Here is a 19713-nt window from a genome sequence, read left to right as displayed (position 1 = left end):
CGGGTGGTGACTCGAAGACGCGGTGGAGCGACCTATATATCAGGCATGCGCCCGCAAGACATCCTGTTGCCAACTGCTGACGGCCTGTGCTGCAAGCCCGGCGGCTTCCATATCGATCCTATCCGACCGGTCGACCGGGCCGTGATCACCCACGGGCATTCCGACCACGCCCGCGCCGGCCATGGCGCCGTGCTGGCGACGCAGGAAACGCTGGACATGATGCGGCTACGCTACGGCGAGAACTTTGCCGGCTCGACGCAAGTCATCAGCTATGGCGAGGAGATCCGGCTCGGCGACGTCAAGGTCAAGTTTCACCCGGCCGGCCACGTGCTGGGCTCGGCGCAGATCGCGGTCACAGCCGAGGACACCTGCATCGTCGCCTCCGGCGATTACAAGGACGCGCCCGACCCGACCTGCGTCCCGTTCGAACTCGTGCCCTGCGATGTCTTCATCACCGAGGCGACGTTTGGCCTGCCGGTGTTTCGCCACGGCGATGCGGCCTTCGAGGTGAAGAAGCTGCTGGCCTCGGTCGCGCTGTTTCCCGAGCGCGCGCATCTCGTCGGCGCCTATTCGCTCGGCAAGGCGCAGCGCGTGATCGCGTTGCTGCGCCAGACCGGCTATGACGCGCCGATCTACCTGCATGGCGCGATGGAAGCGATCACGCACTACTACCAGAGCCGCGGCATCGACCTCGGCGAGCTCAGGCCGGCAATGGGCGTGAAGAAGGCGGCGCTTGCCGGCACCATCACGCTCGCACCGCCCTCGGCGACCTCCGATCTCTGGACGCGGCGCTTTCCTGATCCCGTCACCGCCTTCGCATCGGGATGGGTGCGCGTGCGCGCCCGCGCGCGGCAGCGCGGCATCGAATTGCCACTGGTGATCTCCGACCACGCCGATTGGGACGGCCTCACCGCAACGATCGCTGCTACCGGCGCCGGCGAGATCTGGGTCACCCACGGCCAGGAAGATGCACTGGTGCATTGGTGCAGGTCGCGTGGCTTGCGAGCGCAACCGCTGGATCTCGTCGGCTATGGCGAGGAGGAGGAGAGCGAGCCGCCGGTTCAAGACGAGGCCGAGGCATGAACCGCTTCGCCGAACTCTTGGACCGCCTCGCCTACGAGCCCGGCCGCAACAACAAGCTGCGGCTGCTCATCAGCTATTTTCGCGAGGTCGGCGATCCCGACCGCGGCTACGCACTGGCCGCGCTCACCGGCGCGCTGAGCTTCAAGCATGCAAAACCGGCGCTGATCCGCGATCTCATTGCGTCGCGCACCGATGAGGTGCTGTTCGGGCTGAGCTACGATTATGTTGGCGATCTCTCGGAGACGGTGGCGCTGATGTGGCCGAAGGCGGCCATGGCGGCCCACAACAACCCGCCGCCCCCAACGCTGACCGAAGTCGTCACCACGCTGCGCATGCTCGGCAAGACCGAGCTGCCAAAGCAGCTCGAACGCTGGCTCGACGAGCTCGACGAGACCGGCCGCTGGGCACTGTTGAAGCTCGTCACCGGCGCGTTGCGCATCGGCATCTCCGCGCGGCTGGCGAAGACCGCAGCCGCGACGCTCGGCGATAAGGACCCGCACGAGGTCGAGCTGATCTGGCCGGGCTTGGCGCCACCCTATCTCGACCTGTTCGCCTGGCTGGAAGGCCGCGCCGAAAAACCGGTCAATCGCGATCCCGCACCGTTCCGCCCGGTGATGCTGGCGCATGCGATCGAGGACACCGATTTCGCCGCGCTCGATCCTGCCGACTACGTCGCCGAATGGAAATGGGACGGCATCCGCGTGCAGGCGGTAGCGGGCCGCGACGAACTCGGACAGATCACCGCGCGGCTCTATTCGCGCACCGGCGAGGACATCACGGGAAGCTTTCCGGACCTCGTGCCGGCGCTGAGCCTCCCCGGCGCCATCGACGGCGAGCTTCTGATCCTGCGCGAGGGCCGCGTGCAAAGCTTCAACGTCCTGCAACAGCGCCTCAACCGCAAGGTGGTCTCGCCGAAGCTGATCAAGGAGTTTCCGATCCACCTCCGCGCCTACGATCTGCTTGGCGACGACGAGAACGATCTTCGCGAGCTGCCGTTCGCGGAGCGGCGCGAGCGACTGGAGACGTTCATCACCAAGCTAGGTGATCCCCGGATCGATTTATCGCCCACAGTTCCCTTCGCGAGCTGGGAGGCACTCACCGCCGCGCGCGCCGATCCCGCGAGTGCCGGCGCGGGCGAAGATGCCGACGCCGTCGAGGGCGTGATGCTGAAGCGGCGCGATGCGCCTTATCTGCCAGGACGGCCAAAGGGCCAATGGTGGAAGTGGAAGCGCGATCCGCACATCATCGACGCCGTGCTGATGTATGCGCAGCGCGGCCACGGCAAGCGCTCGTCCTATTATTCCGACTACACCTTTGGCGTCTGGACCGAGAGCGAGAACGGCGACGAGCTGGTGCCGGTCGGAAAGGCCTATTTCGGCTTCACCGACGAGGAGCTGTTGCAGATCGACCGCTTCGTGCGCCGCAACACCACGGAAAAGTTCGGCCCCGTCCGTCACGTCATACATGAGGGCGACAAGGGACTGGTGCTGGAGGTCGCCTTCGAGGGCCTGCAGCGCTCGCCGCGGCACAAATCCGGCGTCGCCATGCGCTTCCCCCGCATCAGCCGGCTCCGCTGGGACAAGCCGCCGCGGGAGGCCGACCGGCTGGAAACGCTGGAAAAGATGCTGAAAGCGGAGGCGGCGGAGATTGAGGTATGAATTGCCGCCACGAAGGTAGTGCGCTCCCTCTCCCGCTTTCGGGAGAGGGTTGGGGAGAGAGGGTACTCCGCATCGGGATTCCCCCAGAGGAAAGAACCCTCACCCGGCGCTCCGCGCCGACCTCTCCCGCAAGCGGGAGAGGTGACCGAGCTCGCTGCCGGCAGCGGACCCAAATCTGAGGCCGCTCCCGCCTGCCCGAATTAAAATGCGGTAAGCTGATTGACGGCCCATTGCGGGTTCCCCATGTCCCCCGCCGTGACCTATAATCCGGGCGAATCCGCCCAAGGAGTTTGAGATGGCCCACGACGTCAGAGATTTGCCGGCCGGCCGCAGCGATGGCCTGCACCGCTTTCTCGGCGGCTCGCCGCTGGCGGTCGCGTTTCGCCTGGTGCTGCTCTCGATCCTGGTCGGCGTGGTTCTGGCCGCGATCGGCTTTGATCCCTGGAATATCCTCATCAGCATTCGTCTGCTGTTCCAGCGTCTCTGGGATCTTGGCTTCGATGCCGTGAACTGGCTGTGGCGCTACTTCCTGCTCGGCGCGGTCATCGTGATCCCGATCTGGCTGTTGTCGCGCCTGTTCGGCTCCCCGCGCCGCTAGAGTCTTTCCCGTTCCGATGAAGTCGGAACGGGGCTCTAGATTCTTGCTTTGACGCGTTTTCTTGACGCGAACCGGTATCCACTTCGCTCGAAAACGCTCTAACGCCTTCCGGACTGCGCGGCCGGTGCAGGCACGCCATGCCGGCCGCGATGGTGCATTCGGCGCAGGGCTCAGATACACGCACCTGACATGAACGCACCGCTTCATCCCAGGATCGGCAGCCGCCAGGTGTTCGCCATCGCAGGCCCCGCGATGGTCGCGAACCTCACCACGCCGCTGATCGGCGTGGTCTCGACCACCGCGATCGGACGGCTCGACGATGCCGCCCTGCTCGGCGGCGTCGCAATGGCCTCGGTGATCTTCGACTGCCTGTTCTGGCTGTTCGGCTTCCTGCGGATGAGCACGCTCGCCTTCACTGCGCAGGCGCTCGGCGCGGGCGAGACGCGCGAGCAGACCGTAATCCTGGTGCGCGGCTTCATCGTCGCCGGCCTGATCGGCGCCGCGCTGATTGCGCTGCAATTGCCGCTCGCAGGCGCGCTGTTCGACCTGATGGGCGGCAGCGAGGGCGTGACGCGCGCGGCAAAGACCTATTTCATGATCCGGATCTGGTCGGCGCCGCTGGCGCTGGCCAATTACGTGATCCTTGGCTGGCTGGTGGGCCAGGCCCGCGCCAGTTCGGCGCTATGGCTCCAGATTGCGATCAACCTCATCAACACCGCGGCGACCCTGTTGCTGGTGCTGGTTTACGACACCGGTATCGCGGGAGCGGCGATCGCGGCGCTGCTGTCGGAGGCTGTCGGCTTCGTCCTCGGCGTGATCGTCTGCCGGCGCTACGCGGACGGCGGCTTTGCCGTTCCCCGCGCGCGCCTGTTCGACCGGACGAAGCTGATGCGGCTGCTGTCGGTGAACTCCGACATCCTGATCCGCACCGCGGCGCTGATCGCCGTGTTCCTGTTCTTCACCGCCAAGGGCGCGCGCGCCGGCGACGTGACGCTGGCGGCAAACTCCGTGCTCAACAACTTCCTGCTGGTCAGCGCCTTCTTCCTCGACGGCCTTGCCAACGCCGCGCAGCAGCTTTGTGGCCGTACCTTTGGCGCGCGCGATGCCAAAGGCTTTTCCGATTCGACCCGGCTCGTGCTGCTGTGGGGCCTTGGCTTTGCAATGGTCGTCGCGACGCTGTTCGCCCTGTTCGGTCCGGCCCTGATCGATGTCATGACGGCGAGCGAAGACGTGCGCCGTGCGGCGCGCGATTTCCTGCCGTTCGTGGTGATGGCGCCGATCCCTGGCGTGTTCGCCTTCGGCTTCGATGGGATCTATGTCGGCGCGACCTGGGCGCGCGAGATGCGCAATCTGATGCTGGTTTCGCTCGCGATCTTCCTGGTTACCTGGTGGGCGCTGCAATCGCTCGGCAATGCCGGGCTGTGGTGGGCGCTGATCGCCTCCTACGTCGCGCGCGGAGGCTTGCAGGGCGCGCGCTACCCGGCGCAGTTCAGGGCGACGTTTTCAAAGCCGTAGTAGATCGTAGCCCGGATGGAGCGAAGCGCAATCCGGGGCCTTTGAGCACGCGGATAGAATCCCGGATTACGCTGCGCTTCATCCGGGCTACGGGCGGTGGCTACATCCCCGGCCAGTCTTCCGCCGTGAGCGTGGCAGCATCGGCGCCGACGATCTCGGAGAGCGAGTCCCGGCCCGTGCGCAGCAGCGTCGAGGTGAGGTCGCGCTTGATCTCGTCGACGAGGCTGAGGCCCTTGTAGACCAGCGACGAATAGAGCTGGATCAGGCTCGCACCGGCGCGGATTTTTGTCAGCGCCGCGCCGCCTGAGTCCACACCGCCGACACCGATCAGCGGGAATGCGCCCTCGACGCGCACATAGGTCTCCGCGACCATGCGCGTCGACAAGCGAAACAGCGGCCGGCCGGACAGGCCGCCTTGCTCCTTCGACCGCATCTCCTCGCGCAGCGTGCTCGGCCGCGCGATGGTCGTGTTCGACACGATCATGCCGTCGACTTTGCGCGCGCGCGCGACCTGCACGACGTCGTCGAGCTGGGCGAGGCTGAGGTCGGGCGCGATCTTCAGCAGCACCGGCGTGTCGCCCGCCTTCTGCCGCACCCGCTCGCGCGCATCGATCACGCGTCCGAGCAGATCGTCGAGCAGCGCGCCCTCCTGAAGGTTGCGCAGTCCCGGGGTGTTGGGCGAGGAGACGTTGATGGTGAAATAGCTCGCGACCGGCGCAAAGGTCTCGATCAGCTTGACGTAGTCGGCGACGCGATCCGGCGAATCCTTGTTGGCACCGACATTGACGCCGACGATGCCGCCATTCGCCGCACGCGCCGCGAGCCGGCGCAGCGCGACCTCGGCACCGTCATTGTTAAAGCCCATGCGGTTGATGACGGCTTCGTCGCGCTCGAGACGAAACAGCCGCGGCCGCGGATTGCCGGCTTGCGGCTTCGGTGTCACCGAGCCGATCTCGGCGAAGCCGAAGCCGAGCCGCAGTAGTGCATCGGGCACCTCCGCGCTCTTGTCGAAGCCGGCGGCCATGCCGATCGGGTTGGGAAAGTTGAGTCCAAAGGCGCGCACGGCGAGCTTGGGATCGTCCGGCCGCGGCTTCACCGGCGGCAGGAAGCGCAGGCCCTGGATCGCAAGGCGGTGCGCGTCCTCGGGATCGAGCCAGCGCAACACCGGCAGCGAGAATGCATCGAAAGCGCGGATCACGGGGTAAGCTCCGGGGTGTCGTGGCCGCCATCGGAGCGTATGTTGAGGTTCATCACCGAGAGCACCGCGCCGAGATCGAGCTCGCCATAGAGATGCGGAAACAGCTCGTCGTTGCGCGAGCGCTCCCAACGCAGCTCGGGGCCGAGTGCCTCGTCGTCGACCTCGACCAGGAACAGCGCACGCTGCCCGACATAATGCTTGCGCAAGGTCTCGGGAACCTGAGCGGCGGTCGAGAAATGGATGAATCCGTCGCGCGCATCATCTGCGCTGCCCCGGTACACGCCCTGCCGTTCCGCCTCGCGCCAGGCCGAGGCTGGACAGATTTTGTAGATCTTGACCACCTGTTGCGGCGCCCTGTTTGCCCTTCGACTCAGCTCTTTGAGTCTCTTGGGTTTTTCGTCTCTTGTGGGCCCTTAAAACCCGGGCGCGACCGTAAAGGCCACACCTCCTGAACTCAAGAGTGAGAGCCTATTCCGTTCCGATTTCATCGGGACGGGGCTCTAGATTCTTGTTTTGACGCGTTTTCTTGACGCGAACCGGTACCCACTTCGCTTGAAAACGCTTTGCTCACCACCCCTTGCGCGAAAAACGGAAAACCGGTTGATTTGAGGATAGTTTTCCTGAGTTGCGACGGGCTGGACCTTCCATGGTCAAACAGGCCAAAGCGCAGAGGATGCTGACCCACGACCAGATCTGGGCCGCGCTGGACCGACTGGCCGCGCGCGCCGGGCTGTCATCGTCCGGCCTTGCCAAGCGGGCCGGGCTCGACCCCACCACCTTCAACAAGTCCAAGCGCGTCACCTCCGACGGCCGCGAACGCTGGCCCTCGACCGAATCGATCGCAAAGGCGCTGGCGGCCGCGGAGTCCTCGATCGAGATTTTTGCCAGGCTGATCGGCGACGATCCCGGCGACGGCCGCGCCGTGCCGCTGCTCGGCTTCGCGCAGGCCGGCTTGAGCGGCGCGTTCGACGACTCCGGCTTTCCATCCGGCAAGGACTGGAGGGAGATCGCATTACCGAGCGCCGAGGACGACCGCGCCTTTGCGCTGGAGATTTCCGGCGACGCGCTGATGCCGGCCTATCGCGACGGCGACGTCATCCTGGTCTTGCCCAGCGCGCCGATCCGCAAGGGCGATCGCGTGGTGGTGAAGGCGAAGGCGGGCGAGGTGACGGTCGCGATGCTCAAGCGCCGCACGGCGAAGGCGCTGGAATTACAGCCCCTCAATGCGACGCAGGCGGAGCGGACGATGGCGGCTGGCGAGGTGGCGTGGATTGCAAGGATTGTGTGGGCGAGCCAGTGAAACTTGCTCTGCTGTCATTCCCCGCGAAAGCGGGGAATCCAGTACGCCGCAGCGTCTCGGCTCTATAACGCCTGGCCTCTGGAATACTGGATCGTCCGCTCCAGTGCGCAATTGCGCACAAGGCGGACGATGACACTGAGGGTGCGGCTACGCACTCCGTGCCAGCGCGCCGTCGATCATGTTGACCGCGTTCTGCACGCCGTACACGGCGACGAACGAGCCGAAGCGCGGGCCTTTCTCCTGGCCGAGCAGCACCTGGTAGAGCATGTTGAACCAGTCGAGCGTGACGCCGGGGCGACCATCCTTGCCCTTCTTGACCTGGTCGAGGAACGGCTCGCGGCGGCCGATCTCGTAGACGACGTTCTGGATGTCTTCGGCCGAGGCGTCCTGCGGCAGCTGCGACAGCGCGTCGCGCAGATCCTGCAGCGCGGCCCGCTCCGTGTCGGTGGGCACGCGGAACTGCTTCGTCGGCGCGACGAAATCGCGGTAGTAGTTGATGGCGTAGCCGACCATCGCGTCGAGCTTCGGATGCGTCTGCGGACTCACGCCGGGACGATAGCGACCGATAAATCCCCACAGCGTCTCGGCGTTTTCCGCATTCGACGACGACACCAGCGTGAGCAGAAGCTGGAACGTCACGGGCATATCGCCCTTCGGCGGATGGCCGTAGTGGATGTGCCAGACGGGATTGCCGAGCTGCTGCTTGTCATCCTGCCTGGCAAAGCCGTCGCTGAATTGCTGGTAGTCGTCGACATTGCGCGGGATGACGTCGAAATACAGCCGCTTCGCCGCTTTCGGCTCGCGATACATGAACAGCGTCAGCGATTCCGGCGAGGCATAGCGCAGCCATTCGTCGATGGTGAGGCCGTTGCCCTTCGACTTCGAGATCTTCTGGCCCTTCTCGTCGAGGAAGAGCTCGTAGTTGAAGCCTTCGGGCGGCGTGCCGCCGAGCGCCTTGGCGATGGCGCCGGAGAGCTTCACGGAATCGATCAGATCCTTGCCGGCCATCTCATAGTCGACGCCGAGCGCGACCCAGCGCATCGCCCAGTCGGCCTTCCACTGACATTTTACATTTCCGCCGGTCACCGGCGTCTCAACTTCCTCGTTCGTATCGGGATCGACATAAGTCACCGTGCCGGCCGCGACGTCGCGGCGGACCATCGGCACCTGGAGCACGATTCCGGTGGTCTTGCTGATCGGCAGGAACGGCGAATAGGTCGCGCGGCGATCGGGCCCGAGCGTCGGCAGGATGATCGCCATGACCTGGTCGTAGGCAGCGAGCATCTTGAGCAGCGTCGCGTCGAAGCGGCCTTCTGTGTAGTAGTCGGTCGAGCTCGCGAACTCGTAGTCGAAGCCGAAATGATCGAGGAAAGCACGCAGCCGCGCGTTGTTGTGCGCGCCAAAACTGTCATGCGTGCCGAACGGATCGGGCACGCGCGTCAGCGGCTTGCCAAGATTGGCTTCGAGCGGCGCCCTGTTCTTCACGTTGTCCGGCACCTTGCGCAGGCCGTCCATGTCGTCGGAGAAGGCGAGCAGGCGCGTCTTGATCTTGTCCTCGGTCAGCACACGGAAGGCATGGCGCACCATCGAGGTGCGCGCGACCTCGCCGAACGTGCCGATATGCGGCAGGCCGGACGGCCCGTAGCCGGTCTCGAACAGGACCTCGTCCTTCGGACTTTTCTTCAGCCGCGCGACAATGGCCTTCGCCTGCTCGAACGGCCAGGCGTTGGATTGTTCGGCGAGCTCGCGAAGATCGCTCGGGCTCATGTTGGGATCGATAACGGACATCAAGGGGCCTCCGGGCCGCGGAAAATAGCGATTTCCGGGCAGAATGCAATTTTGCGGGGCGGTGCCACTGCACACGCCGTCATTGCGAGGAGCGTAGCGACGAAGCAATCCAGACTGCTTCCGCAGAGAAAGTCTGGATTGCTTCGCTTCGCTCGCAATGACGGCTGAGGGAGTAGCGACCGGGTCAGAACGGGCTCACCGAAAAATACCGCAGCCACAAATCCGTGTAGCGGCCTTTTTCCCAGACGCGGAACAGGGCCCAATTCAGGGCCTGGCGCAGCACGTCGTTGCCCTTGCGCACGGCGATGCCGATGCCCTCGCCGAAGAAGCGGCTCTCGACGAACGGGCCGCCGGAGAAGGCGCAGCAATCGCCGGAATCGGTGCCGTTGATCCAGAACGCCAGCGAGATGGCGTCGCCGAAGATGAAATCGACCTCGCCCTTGCGGAGCGCGGCACGCAAGCTCTCGTCATTGGGATAGCCGTGCAGCTCGGCGTCGGTGAACATCGCCTTGAGATAGGCCTCATGCGCGGAGCCCGCGATGACGCCGACCTTCTTGCCTTCGAGATATTCGGGCCGGATCTCCGGCATCACCGCATCCTTGCGCGAGGCGAAACGCGCCGGCACGCGGTAATAGGGATCGGTGAAATCGACACGCGCGCGCAACTGCGGGCTCACCGCCATAGACGCAATGATCGCATCGCCCCGGTTTGAGGTGAGCGCGTCGACCAGCGTCTCGAAGCGGCGCATCTGCACGGTGCAGGTGACCTTGATCTCTTCACAAAGCGAACGCGCGAGATCGACGTTGAAGCCGGCCGGATTGCCGTCGGCGCCGGTATAGTTGAACGGCGGATAGTCGGTTTCGGTCAGGAAGCGGATCACAGTCAGGCGCGACAGGTCCGGCCGCTCCGGGCGCCGCCGCGGGTCCCAGAAGCCGGGCACCGCCTGCGGGGCCGCCTGGGCCGTCGTTTGCGGCGTGGCTTGAGGCGCCGCTGGAGGCTGCTTGGCCGGAGCCTGCGCCCATGCGCCGGACAGACCCTCCAGCAGGCACGCAGCGATCGCCAGCCCCGTCAGCAAGCCTCGGGCAGATTTGGACGATTTCGCCTGTTGCGATGGAGCCATCGGCCGGAAATGAACGAATTTCATCGGGATCGGAAGGCCTTATAGACCATCCGGCCGGGAACGCGAGCGCCGATTGTGGCTACAGTGAAAGCGCGCCCCCTCTCCCGCTTGCGGGAGAGGGTGTCTCCGCTGGGCGAGAGCCGCAACGAGGAGAGAGCCCTCACCCGCGCCTGCGGCGCGACCTCTCCCGCAAGCGGGAGAGGTGAACATCAAAGATACCGCTTCAGCTCGGTCGCGGCCTCTTCCGGGCTCCGCTTCAGGTTGAACGGCGAGACGAAACGGCCCTCGCGGTCCATCAGGTAGATCAGCGCAGTGTGGTCCATGGTGTAGTCGCCGTCCTTGGTCGGCACCTTCTTGGCATAGACCCGGTAGGAGGTGATCACCTTGGCGGTCTCGGCAGGATCGCCGCTCAGCCCCTCGAGATGCGGATCGAAGCTCGAGAGATAGTCCTTCATGGTCGCGGGCGTGTCGCGCTCGGGATCGACCGAGATGAAGACGGCGTTGACCTTGTCGGCATCCTTGCCCATCGCGCGCAGCACTTCCGACATCTCGAACAGCGAGGTCGGGCAGACATCGGGGCAATGGGTGTAGCCGAAGAAGATCAGGGTCGGCTTGCCCTTGAGGTTTTTGTCGGTGACGGCCTTGCCGTTCTGGTCGGTGAGCTGGAACGGGCCGCCGATCGCGGCCGGTTGCGCCACCTTGCTGACCCCCCCCATGGCCCAGAACAGCACCAGCAGACCGACGACGAGGCTTGAAGCGAAGGCGGTCGCGATCACCAGCGGACGGGCAGTTGAGCTCATGAGCGGAAAACTTCCTGTCGCGGATCAGAAGCAGGCGGCAAAGCCGGTCCTGATCATTTCGAAGAACACTTGGCTGCCGTAATGGAACCAGAGCACGAGCGCGCCAAGCACGACCAGCCCGCCGACGCCAGCACCGGCCAACAGCAGCACGGATGGCAGCCGACCGGGAGTGGGCGAATTGTCCGATACAGGATGTGCCGGGTGCACGGGTTGAGCCATGGCAATGATCTGGGCAATGATCGGGGCGAAGGTGCCGGTTCCTAGGCCTCCAGATAAGCTTTGGCCCGCCTGCGGGCAAGACGCCGCCGACGGGCCAGGACGATCCGGTCAGGACGATCCGGTCAGGCCGAGGATGTCAGTGCAGGAGCTGGCCCCGGGCGGATTCGAGCTGGTCCGACTGCGGCAGAGACCGGCGCGACGGCTTGCTGGTCGAAGCCTGCGCGTCCAGGTAGCAGGGCTTGTACATCGCCTGGAGCTGCCTGCCCCTCAGAAACAGCATGTGCGGGGTGAGGCCGCCGCGCTGGTTGATCCAGCGCTTCACCTGCGAGGGATACATCGCATAGAGCATCTGGGTCGCTTCGGCATTGGTGACGGCGCGGCCATTGGCGCCGAAATCCCAGGCGGCGTGGAAGCCGAGCGTCGCGCTGGAGGTCACGCAGATGCGGTTGTGCGGGATGGCGCCAAGGACGATGGTGCAGGCGGAGGCACAGAGGCCGTCGATAATGACGGTATCGCCGGACTGGCGCAGGTCCTGGTACCTGTCGACGTAGGTTCCGATCCGGCCGCCGCGGTCATCCGCGATCCGAACCACCGCGTGAGACGCCCCCATGCAAGCGATCAGGAGAACCGCCGCAAGCAACCCCGTCAGAAACTTCATTGGCCCCCGCCCCAGTCGTTTTCGAATCTGTGTGTCAGGTGGTGATGCGCGCTCAGCGTCTGTCGACTCTGCGGCTTTGTCTAGGCACACCGGCTCACTCAAAACAAATTCAAATCCAGTGTTGCGTCCGCGCTGCACTCAGGCCCGCCCTCAATCCCAAAGTGGAACAAGTTAATGTTGTCTTACGCGACAAGCCCTTGATCTCAGTTGCTACCGCTGGCTTCAATCCCGGACAACTACAGGGGGGAACTCATGGCCGAGCATTCGACCGAGCAGGCTGACGTCATTGTCGTCGGCGGAGGACTATCGGGACTGGTCGCGGCTACCGAGGTTGCCGACGCCGGCAAGCGCGTGATCGTGGTCGACCAGGAAGGCGAGCAGTCGCTCGGCGGCCAGGCGTTCTGGTCGTTCGGCGGATTGTTCCTGGTCGATTCGCCGGAACAGCGCCGGCTCGGCATCAAGGACTCCTTCGACCTCGCGATGCAGGACTGGCTCGGCACCGCCGGCTTCGACCGCGACGAGGACTTTTGGCCGCGCCAATGGGCCGAGGCTTATGTGGCGTTCGCGGCCGGCGAGAAGCGCGACTGGCTGCGCGCGATGGGGCATCGCATCTTCCCCGTGGTCGGCTGGGCCGAGCGCGGCGGCTATGACGCGATGGGCCACGGCAATTCGGTGCCGCGCTTTCACGTCACCTGGGGCACCGGCCCCGGCATCGTCGAGCCGTTCGAGCGCCGCGCGCGCGAGGCGACGAAGAGCGGCCGGCTGATCTTCAGGTTCCGTCATCGCGTCGATGCACTCTCCATCACCAATGGCACGGTGGACGGCGTCAGCGGCGCCATCCTCGCACCCGACACGATCGAACGCGGCAAGAGCTCGTCGCGCACTATCGTCGGCGAGTTTGCGCTGAAGGCACAGGCCGTGATCGTCGCCTCCGGCGGCATCGGTGGCAATCATGATCTGGTGCGCGCAAACTGGCCGACGCGGCTCGGCGAGCCGCCAAAATTCATGATCTCCGGCGTGCCCGAGCATGTCGACGGCCGCATGATCGGCATTACGGAAAAGACCGGCGCGCGGCTGATCAACCGCGACCGCATGTGGCATTATGTCGAGGGCATCCAGAACTGGTCACCGATCTGGCCGCGCCACGGCATCCGCATCCTGCCCGGCCCGTCCTCGATGTGGTTCGACGCAACGGGCACGCGGCTGCCGGCGCCGCTGTTCCCGGGGTCCGACACGCTCGGCCAGCTCAAATACATCATGTCGACCGGCTATGATTATTCCTGGTTCATTCTGACCCAGAGCATCATCAAGAAGGAATTTGCGCTGTCGGGCTCGGAGCAGAATCCGGATCTCACGGGCAAGAGCTGGCGCATGACCTTGCGCCGCGCCATCAACAAAGGCGCGCCGGCGCCGGTCGAGGCGTTCAAGAAACATGGTGTCGACTTCATCGTGCGCGACAAGATCGAGGACCTCGTCGCAGCCATGAACAAGCTTGCCGGCAACGATTTGCTCAAGCTCGACGAGATCAGGATGCAGATCGAGGCGCGCGACCGCGAGATTGCCAATCCCTACGTCAAGGATGCGCAGGTGATGAACATCCACAATGCGCGACGCTATATCGGTGACAAGCTGATTCGCACGGCGTCGCCGCACCGCATCCTCGATCCGGCGCAGGGGCCGCTGATCGCGGTCAAGCTCAACATTCTCACCCGCAAGACGCTCGGCGGCTTCGAGACCGATCTCGACTCACGCGTGTTCGGCAGCGAGGGGCAGATCATTCCCGGCCTCTATGCGGTCGGCGAAGCCGCCGGCTTCGGCGGCGGCGGCGTGCACGGCTATCGCTCGCTGGAGGGCACTTTCCTCGGCGGCTGCCTGTTCTCGGGCCGCAATGCCGGCCGCGCCGCGGCGAAAGCGGTGGGATAATGCGACGGTGGATATGCATCGGGACGTTCGTTGCGCTGCTCGCCGCCGCCCCGGCTGCGTCCGCGGATACCAGCCGGTTTCGTTGAACGAACGCATGCGTTGCTGGCAACACATGCGTGCCCGGGGTGGCTCGACCCAAGCCTCTGCGCTAGACAGGGCCGCCATTCCCACCAGGAGATCCCCCAATGAGCATTCAGCGTTTTGAAACCGGCCCGCGCATGAGCCAGGTCGTCGTGCACGGCAACACCGTCTATCTTGCCGGAGTCGTCGCCAACAATGCCGCCGGCGAAAGCGTGACCAAGCAGACCCAGGACATCCTGAAGACCATCGACGGCCATCTCGCCAAGGCCGGCACCGACAAGTCGAAGCTGCTGTCGGCCACGATCTACATCACCGACATGAAGACGTTCCAGGAAATGAACGCCGTGTGGGACGGCTGGGTGTCGGCCGGCAACACACCGGCCCGCGCCACCGTCGAAGCCAAGCTGGCCGCGCCGCAGTACACCGTCGAGATCATGGTCACCGCTGCGAAGTAAACTCGAAAAAACTTCACGCGCGCTGATGACCTCCGAGGTAATCGATCAGCGCGCGTGAACCTTCGATAGTGACGGTCAGCCGAACCACGGCGCCATCGAAGGAGAAGATCATGACCGACCACATCACCATCGCCCGCCGCTACATCGATCTCTGGAACGAGCGCGCACAACATCGCCGCAGCGAATTGCTCAACGAGAACTGGACGGCGGATGCGAGCTATGTGGATCCGATAATGAAGGGTGACGGCCGGGACGGCATCGATGCCCTGATCGCCGGCGTCCAGCAGCGCTTTCCCGACTTCAAATTCACATTGATAGGCGAGCCCAACGGCTACGGCGACCATGTCCGCTTCAGCTGGGGTCTCGGTCCCGACGGCGTCGACAGCCCGATCAAGGGAACTGATTTCGCCGTGCTCAAGGATGGACGGATCAAGAGCATCACGGGATTTCTGGATCAGGTGCCCGCGGGCGCGTGAGGGATGTTAATTGCTGCACCTTCTCCGACAAGGGGAGAAGGTGCAGCGAGTTCCCGGCTCAGCCAATCGCCAGTCGATACGCGGCCTTCGCATTCACCCCGAACGCCTTATCGCGGACGCTCGCACCCAGCTTCGCCAGGCACGCGTCCAGCGCGCCCTTGATCTCGCCGTAGCTCCCCGCCAGCAGACACACAGGCCAGTCCGAGCCGAAGATCAGGCGGTCCTCGCCAAAGCAAGTCGCGACGTGCTGGACGAACGGAAACAGCCGCTCCGCATCCCAATCGGTCCATTTCGCCTCCGTCGCGAGACCCGAGACCTTGCACCAGACGTTGCCGCAAGTCGCAAGCGCAGCGATGTGGTCGGACCATTCGGCGCTGCCGCCATCGGCGATCGGAGGTTTTGCGGCGTGATCGAGCACGAAGCGTGCCTGCGGAAAGGCTTTTGCGGTCGCGATTGCGGCGGGAAGCTCGCGGGTGCGGACGAGCAAGTCGTAGCCGAGATCGTGGGCGAACACGGCCGCAAGTCCGCGCTGGACGTCGGCGCGCAACAGCCAGTCGGGATCGGCCTCGTCGTGGACCTGGTGGCGGATACCAATCAGCTTTGCGCCGCCCGGCAGCGCGCGTAGCCGATCAAGCGTGTCGCCGAGCGCGGCATCGGTCAGATCGGCCCAGCCAACGACACCGATGACGGAGGGCGTGGCATGCGCGACCCGCAAGAATTCCTCGGTCTCCTCCAGCGCGGAGCGGCATTGCACCACGACGCTTGCGTCGATGCCGTTCGCCTTCAGCAGCGGTGAGAGATCGGCCGGCCCGAAGGCGCGGCGAATCGGCGTGAGCTCAGGCGCGTTCATCCAGGGATAGTCGGCGCGCGCGGGATCCCAGAAATGCTGATGCGCATCGATGAGCATGTCTCACGCTCCGCCCGGCAGCGGCGCCCGCGCGTCGACCAGGTTTTTCGCGCGTAGCTCCTGCCAGAAAGCCGGCGGTACCGCGCGTTCCGACATCGCGATGTTGTCGGCGACCTCCGCGGCGTTGCGCGCGCCCATCACGGCGACCGTCACGGCCGGATGGGCCATGCAGAACTGGAGCGCGGCAGCCTTCAGCTCGGTGCCGTGCTTGCGGCAGAGCGCGTCGAGCGCAAGCGCGCGCCCCACGAGCGCTGCGTCGGCGTCCTGATAATTGAACTTCGCGCCGGTGTGCGGATTGGCCAGAATGCCGCTGTTGTAGATGCCGCCGAGCAGGATGCCGATGTTCTTCGCAGCACAGACCGGAAACAGCGCATCCAGCGCGTCCTGGTCGAGCAGCGTGTAACGGCCGGCGAGCAGGAAGCAGTCGACCGGCACGGCTTCGGCGAAACGCGTGAGCATCTCGGACTGGTTCATGCCGGAACCGATCGCCTTGACCGTGCCGTCATCGCGCAGGCGCATCAGCGCGCGGAAGGCACCGTTAACGGCTGCGTCATAGTGATCGTCGGGATCGTGCACGAGCAGAACATCGACGCGGTCGAGCCCGAGGCGAACGAGGCTCTCTTCGACCGAACGCATCACACCGTCATAGCTGAAATCGAATTGCGGCCGCAACGCAGGCACGCCCTTGTAATGGTCGTCCTCAGCCGAATTGGCCTCGGGGCGCAGCAACCGGCCGACCTTGGTCGAGATCGCGAACGAGTCGCGCTTCTGCTGTCGCAGGAAGCCGCCGACACGGCGCTCGGCCAGGCCAAAGCCGTAGAGCGGCGCGGTGTCGTAGAAACGGATGCCGGCGGACCACCCGGCCGCAAGAGTCGCCTCCGCATCTGCATCGCTGACCGCCGAGAACAATCCGCCGAGCGGCGCCGATCCAAGGCCAATCGAAGTGACGTCGAGGCCGTCAGCAAGCCGGGTACGCTTCATTGCAATTTCCTTCCAAAGCAGCACTCCCTCCCCCGCGGATGGGAGAGGGAGTGTAGCGCAGGAACGTCGGGGCTGGGAGACGTTCCTACTTGACGTCCCTACTTCAAGAGTTGAGCGACGTTGTCCTTGGTCACGAGATCGAGGCCGGTGTAGATCACTTCCGGCACCTTCCCGCCCTTCTTGATCGCGAGCAGGGCGTCCATCGACTTTTCACCCATCTCGAACGGACGCTGACCGGTGAGTGCGTTGGAGTAGCCGTCGCGCAGCAGCTCAAGCTGCATTTTGAGCGTGTCGGCGACAACGAGCGTCAGCTTGCCGGAGTCGATGTCCTTCTTGTTCTTGTTGACGAAAGCCTTGAAGCCTTCGGGTGCAAACATCGGCCAGCCGCCGACCGGCACGATCGCCGCGAGGTCCGGTGTCGCGGTGCGCAGGTCCGTCATCTGCTGGATCGCGAGCGTGGAATCGTCATTGCAGAAGGTCGGCGAACCCTGGACCTCGACCCATTTCGAGCCTTTGAGCGCTTCGCGGACACCGTCGACACGTTCGGCAAGGTTCTTCGCACCCGGGCCGCCGGAGACCATGGCATATTTGCCGCCATCGGGCCGGAGCTGGAGCAACTGCTTGCCGAGCGCGAGGCCGAAGTCCTTGTTGTTGGTGCCGATATAGGCAAGCCGCTTGGAACCCGGCGCGTCCGCGTCAAACGTGATGACGGGGATGCCGGCTGCAGTCGCTGCGTCGATCGACTTGGTCATCGCCGCGACGTCGGCAACCGAGATTGCCAGTCCATCCACCTTCTGGGTGATGAAGTCCTGGATGATCTGCGCCTGCGTCGCCGGTTCGTGCTCGATCGGCCCCTTGTAGATGCACTCGACATTGCCGAGCTCCTTGGCGCGCTTCATGCAGCCGTCACGCGCCACGTCGAAGAACGGATTGTTCATCGCCTTGGGCACGACGGCGAATTTGTAGGTCTGGGCAAATGCCGGGGTTGCCATCATGGCGATGGTGACGCCGGCCAACAGAAGCTTCTTCATTTCTTCCCTCCAAACTTTGTTGCCTATCCATTTGTGATGTGATGCCCCGGCAGGCGGATAGACGATCTTTCGTTGTCCTTCCGGAGTAACAGGTTAAGTCATGCGCGAGCGGATACGGTCGACCAGCACGGCAAGGATGATGATCACGCCCACCAGCGTCTGCTGCCAGTAGGAGTTGACCTGCGCGAGCACGAGGCCGTTGCGGATCACCTCGAGCAACACACAGCCGACGATGGCACCGAGCGGACCGCCGATGCCGCCGGCCAGATTGGCGCCACCGATCACGGCGGCCGCAATCACGTTGAGCTCGTAGGAGGTCGCCATGTTGGCCGGCGCCGAGCCGAGCCAACCGGAGATGATGATGCCCTGGAGCCCCGCGGCGAGCGCGCAGATCACATAGACCTCGATCTTCACCCGCACCACCGGGATGCCGGTCAGCTCCGCCGCCTTCTCGTTGCCGCCGAGCGCGAAGACGTGGCGGCCGAAGGCGCTGTGGTGCAGGACCACGGCCATGGCGAGAGCGAGGATCACCAGATAGATGAACGGCGCGGGCACGCCGAGCACGTCACCCGATGTCAGCGCATAGAAATAATCGGCGTCTGGCCCGCCGGGAAAGCTGCCGCGGCCGTTGGAGACGACATAGGCGAGCCCACGCACGATCGAGAGCATGCCGAGCGTGGTGACGAAGGGCGACAGCCCGAGCACCGCAATGCAGAAGCCGTTGATGAGCCCGACGATCAACGCGGCGCACAGTCCTGCAAGCACCGAGATCAGAAAGATCAATCCCGGCACATTGGCGACGACGGTCTTGCCGTCGGCGGCCAGATGGACGAACGCCGATCCCGGCGCCGACAGCTCGACCATGACCATCGAGGTGATCATCGCAGAAAAACACATCATAGAGCCGACGGAGAGATCAATGCCGCCGGTGATGATGACGAAGGTGATTCCGAGCGTGGCAATGGCGATGAAGGAGAAGTTCTTCGCCACGTTCTGCATATTGCCCTCCGTGAAGAAATACGGGCTGGCAAACTGCATCACGACCATCAGCGCCAGGAGCGCCAGGATGACGTAGCCGGTCTGGGACGCGAAGATGCCGCGCCGCCACCATTTGACCTTGCCGACGTTCGAGAACGTGACGGGAGATTCCAGGGGCATAGCCATTACGCCGCCTCCTTCGCGCCGGTGATGAGGGCGGTGACTTCCTCGGGGGAGGTCTCGTGGATCGGCTTGTCGGCCCGCTTCTCGCCGCGGCGCATGACGATGACGCGGTCGCACACCGCGAAGACGTCGGGCATGCGGTGCGAGATCAGCATCACGGCGACGCCCTGCTCCTTCAGCCGGTGGATCAGGCCCAGCACCTGCTCGACCTGACGGACCGAGATCGCGGCCGTCGGCTCATCCATCATGACGAGCCTCGCATTTGAGAGCCGCGTCCGCGCGATCGCGACTGCCTGGCGCTGGCCGCCCGACATCTGCTTGACGAGATCGTAGGGGCGCGTCTCCGAGCGCAGCTCGCCGAACAGCTCCAGCGCACGCGACGCCATCGCCTTGTGGTCGAGCAAAGCGATGGGGCCGAACTTGCGCTTGAGCTCGCGGCCGAGAAACACGTTGGCGGCAGCGGTCAGATTGTCGGCGAGCGCGAGGTCCTGATAGACAACCTCGATCCCGACCGCGCGGGCATCGACCGGGCGGCCAAAGTGGACTGCACTGCCGCCAAAGCGGATCTCGCCATGGCTGGGGCGGAAATTGCCGGCGATGATCTTGACCAGCGTCGACTTGCCGGCACCGTTGTCGCCCATCAGGCCGACCACTTCGCCCGGGTGGACATGCATATCGACATCATGCAGCGCGCGGATGGCGCCGAACTCCTTGCCGATGCCGGTCAGTTCGAGGACCGGTGTTGTGTCAGCACTTGCCAT

General features: G+C 64.7%; 20 protein-coding genes. 8 read left to right on the top strand and 12 right to left on the bottom strand.

From position 1 onward, the window contains the following. Positions 1-45: 45 nt before the first annotated feature. The 4 genes from JJC00_RS03715 (at position 46) to JJC00_RS03700 (ending at position 4854) form a co-directional block, all read left to right on the top strand. Positions 46-1083 (top strand): ligase-associated DNA damage response exonuclease, encoded by a 1038-nt coding sequence (locus JJC00_RS03715; protein WP_200473971.1) that lies wholly within the window; start codon positions 46-48, stop codon positions 1081-1083. Beyond that, a complete protein-coding gene (locus tag JJC00_RS03710) occupies positions 1080-2741 on the top strand; it encodes a cisplatin damage response ATP-dependent DNA ligase (RefSeq protein ID WP_200471404.1) in 1662 nt (553 codons plus the stop codon). The genes JJC00_RS03715 and JJC00_RS03710 overlap by 4 nt, the downstream gene beginning before the upstream one ends. Positions 2742-3036: 295 nt before the next feature. Beyond that, complete coding sequence (locus JJC00_RS03705) at positions 3037-3339, top strand: DUF6460 domain-containing protein (protein ID WP_200471403.1); 303 nt, start codon at positions 3037-3039, stop codon at positions 3337-3339. 189 nt (positions 3340-3528) lie between these two features. Then, the gene (locus tag JJC00_RS03700; RefSeq protein WP_200471402.1) at positions 3529-4854 is read left to right on the top strand and encodes an MATE family efflux transporter; all 1326 of its coding nucleotides are present in this window, start codon (positions 3529-3531) and stop codon (positions 4852-4854) included. A gap of 100 nt (positions 4855-4954) precedes the next feature. Here the strand turns inward: JJC00_RS03700 and JJC00_RS03695 are convergent, their stop codons facing one another. Further along, positions 4955-6052, bottom strand: coding sequence for a quinone-dependent dihydroorotate dehydrogenase (locus JJC00_RS03695; RefSeq protein WP_200471401.1), 1098 nt, complete (start codon positions 6050-6052; stop codon positions 4955-4957). Continuing rightward, the gene (locus JJC00_RS03690) at positions 6049-6393 is read right to left on the bottom strand and encodes a DUF952 domain-containing protein (protein ID WP_200471400.1); all 345 of its coding nucleotides are present in this window, start codon (positions 6391-6393) and stop codon (positions 6049-6051) included. Before JJC00_RS03690 ends, JJC00_RS03695 begins: the two co-directional genes overlap by 4 nt. Before the next feature lie 305 nt (positions 6394-6698). Here JJC00_RS03690 and JJC00_RS03685 point away from each other — a divergent pair, with 305 nt between their 5' ends. Further along, the gene (locus JJC00_RS03685) at positions 6699-7352 is read left to right on the top strand and encodes a S24 family peptidase (protein WP_200471399.1); all 654 of its coding nucleotides are present in this window, start codon (positions 6699-6701) and stop codon (positions 7350-7352) included. A 147-nt stretch (positions 7353-7499) separates the two neighbouring features. Here JJC00_RS03685 and JJC00_RS03680 read toward each other — a convergent pair whose 3' ends face one another. The 5 genes from JJC00_RS03680 to JJC00_RS03660 form a co-directional block, all read right to left on the bottom strand. Continuing rightward, a complete protein-coding gene (locus JJC00_RS03680) occupies positions 7500-9140 on the bottom strand; it encodes a lysine--tRNA ligase (RefSeq protein ID WP_200471398.1) in 1641 nt (546 codons plus the stop codon). A 184-nt stretch (positions 9141-9324) separates the two neighbouring features. Then, on the bottom strand, positions 9325-10260 hold the full coding sequence (locus tag JJC00_RS03675) for a transporter substrate-binding domain-containing protein (protein WP_200473970.1): 936 nt from the start codon (positions 10258-10260) through the stop codon (positions 9325-9327). A gap of 209 nt (positions 10261-10469) precedes the next feature. Beyond that, complete coding sequence (locus JJC00_RS03670; protein WP_200471397.1) at positions 10470-11060, bottom strand: SCO family protein; 591 nt, start codon at positions 11058-11060, stop codon at positions 10470-10472. Positions 11061-11084: 24 nt separating this feature from the next. Continuing rightward, entirely contained in the window at positions 11085-11279 is a 195-nt protein-coding gene (locus JJC00_RS03665) for a hypothetical protein (protein WP_200471396.1), read from the bottom strand. A 136-nt stretch (positions 11280-11415) separates the two neighbouring features. Further along, entirely contained in the window at positions 11416-11937 is a 522-nt protein-coding gene (locus JJC00_RS03660; RefSeq protein ID WP_200471395.1) for a hypothetical protein, read from the bottom strand. Positions 11938-12189: 252 nt separating this feature from the next. Between JJC00_RS03660 and JJC00_RS03655 the strand changes: the two genes are divergently transcribed. The 3 genes from JJC00_RS03655 to JJC00_RS03645 all read left to right on the top strand — a co-directional run bounded on the left by JJC00_RS03655 (position 12190) and on the right by JJC00_RS03645 (position 14872). After that, positions 12190-13860 (top strand): FAD-binding dehydrogenase, encoded by a 1671-nt coding sequence (locus tag JJC00_RS03655; RefSeq protein ID WP_200471394.1) that lies wholly within the window; start codon positions 12190-12192, stop codon positions 13858-13860. 185 nt (positions 13861-14045) lie between these two features. Continuing rightward, complete coding sequence (locus JJC00_RS03650; protein ID WP_200471393.1) at positions 14046-14396, top strand: RidA family protein; 351 nt, start codon at positions 14046-14048, stop codon at positions 14394-14396. 110 nt (positions 14397-14506) lie between these two features. Further along, on the top strand, positions 14507-14872 hold the full coding sequence (locus JJC00_RS03645; RefSeq protein WP_200471392.1) for a nuclear transport factor 2 family protein: 366 nt from the start codon (positions 14507-14509) through the stop codon (positions 14870-14872). 58 nt (positions 14873-14930) lie between these two features. On the opposite strand, the gene JJC00_RS03640 is transcribed toward JJC00_RS03645, so the two are convergent. From JJC00_RS03640 to JJC00_RS03620, 5 genes are all read right to left on the bottom strand, one after another. Beyond that, on the bottom strand, positions 14931-15779 hold the full coding sequence (locus tag JJC00_RS03640) for an amidohydrolase family protein (protein ID WP_200471391.1): 849 nt from the start codon (positions 15777-15779) through the stop codon (positions 14931-14933). Between the two features lie 3 nt (positions 15780-15782). Further along, positions 15783-16760, bottom strand: a complete 978-nt coding sequence (locus JJC00_RS03635) for an aldo/keto reductase (protein WP_200471390.1) — start codon at positions 16758-16760, stop codon at positions 15783-15785. A gap of 98 nt (positions 16761-16858) precedes the next feature. Then, on the bottom strand, positions 16859-17791 hold the full coding sequence (locus tag JJC00_RS03630) for a sugar-binding protein (protein ID WP_200471389.1): 933 nt from the start codon (positions 17789-17791) through the stop codon (positions 16859-16861). A 93-nt stretch (positions 17792-17884) separates the two neighbouring features. Next, positions 17885-18955, bottom strand: a complete 1071-nt coding sequence (locus JJC00_RS03625) for an ABC transporter permease (protein WP_200471388.1) — start codon at positions 18953-18955, stop codon at positions 17885-17887. After that, the gene (locus JJC00_RS03620; protein ID WP_200471387.1) at positions 18955-19713 is read right to left on the bottom strand and encodes an ATP-binding cassette domain-containing protein; all 759 of its coding nucleotides are present in this window, start codon (positions 19711-19713) and stop codon (positions 18955-18957) included. The genes JJC00_RS03625 and JJC00_RS03620 overlap by 1 nt, the downstream gene beginning before the upstream one ends.

Origin of the sequence: Bradyrhizobium diazoefficiens (assembly GCF_016616885.1) — a bacterium.
In the GTDB taxonomy this organism is placed as follows: domain Bacteria; phylum Pseudomonadota; class Alphaproteobacteria; order Rhizobiales; family Xanthobacteraceae; genus Bradyrhizobium; species Bradyrhizobium diazoefficiens_F.
This window is presented reverse-complemented; position numbering and strand designations above follow the sequence as displayed.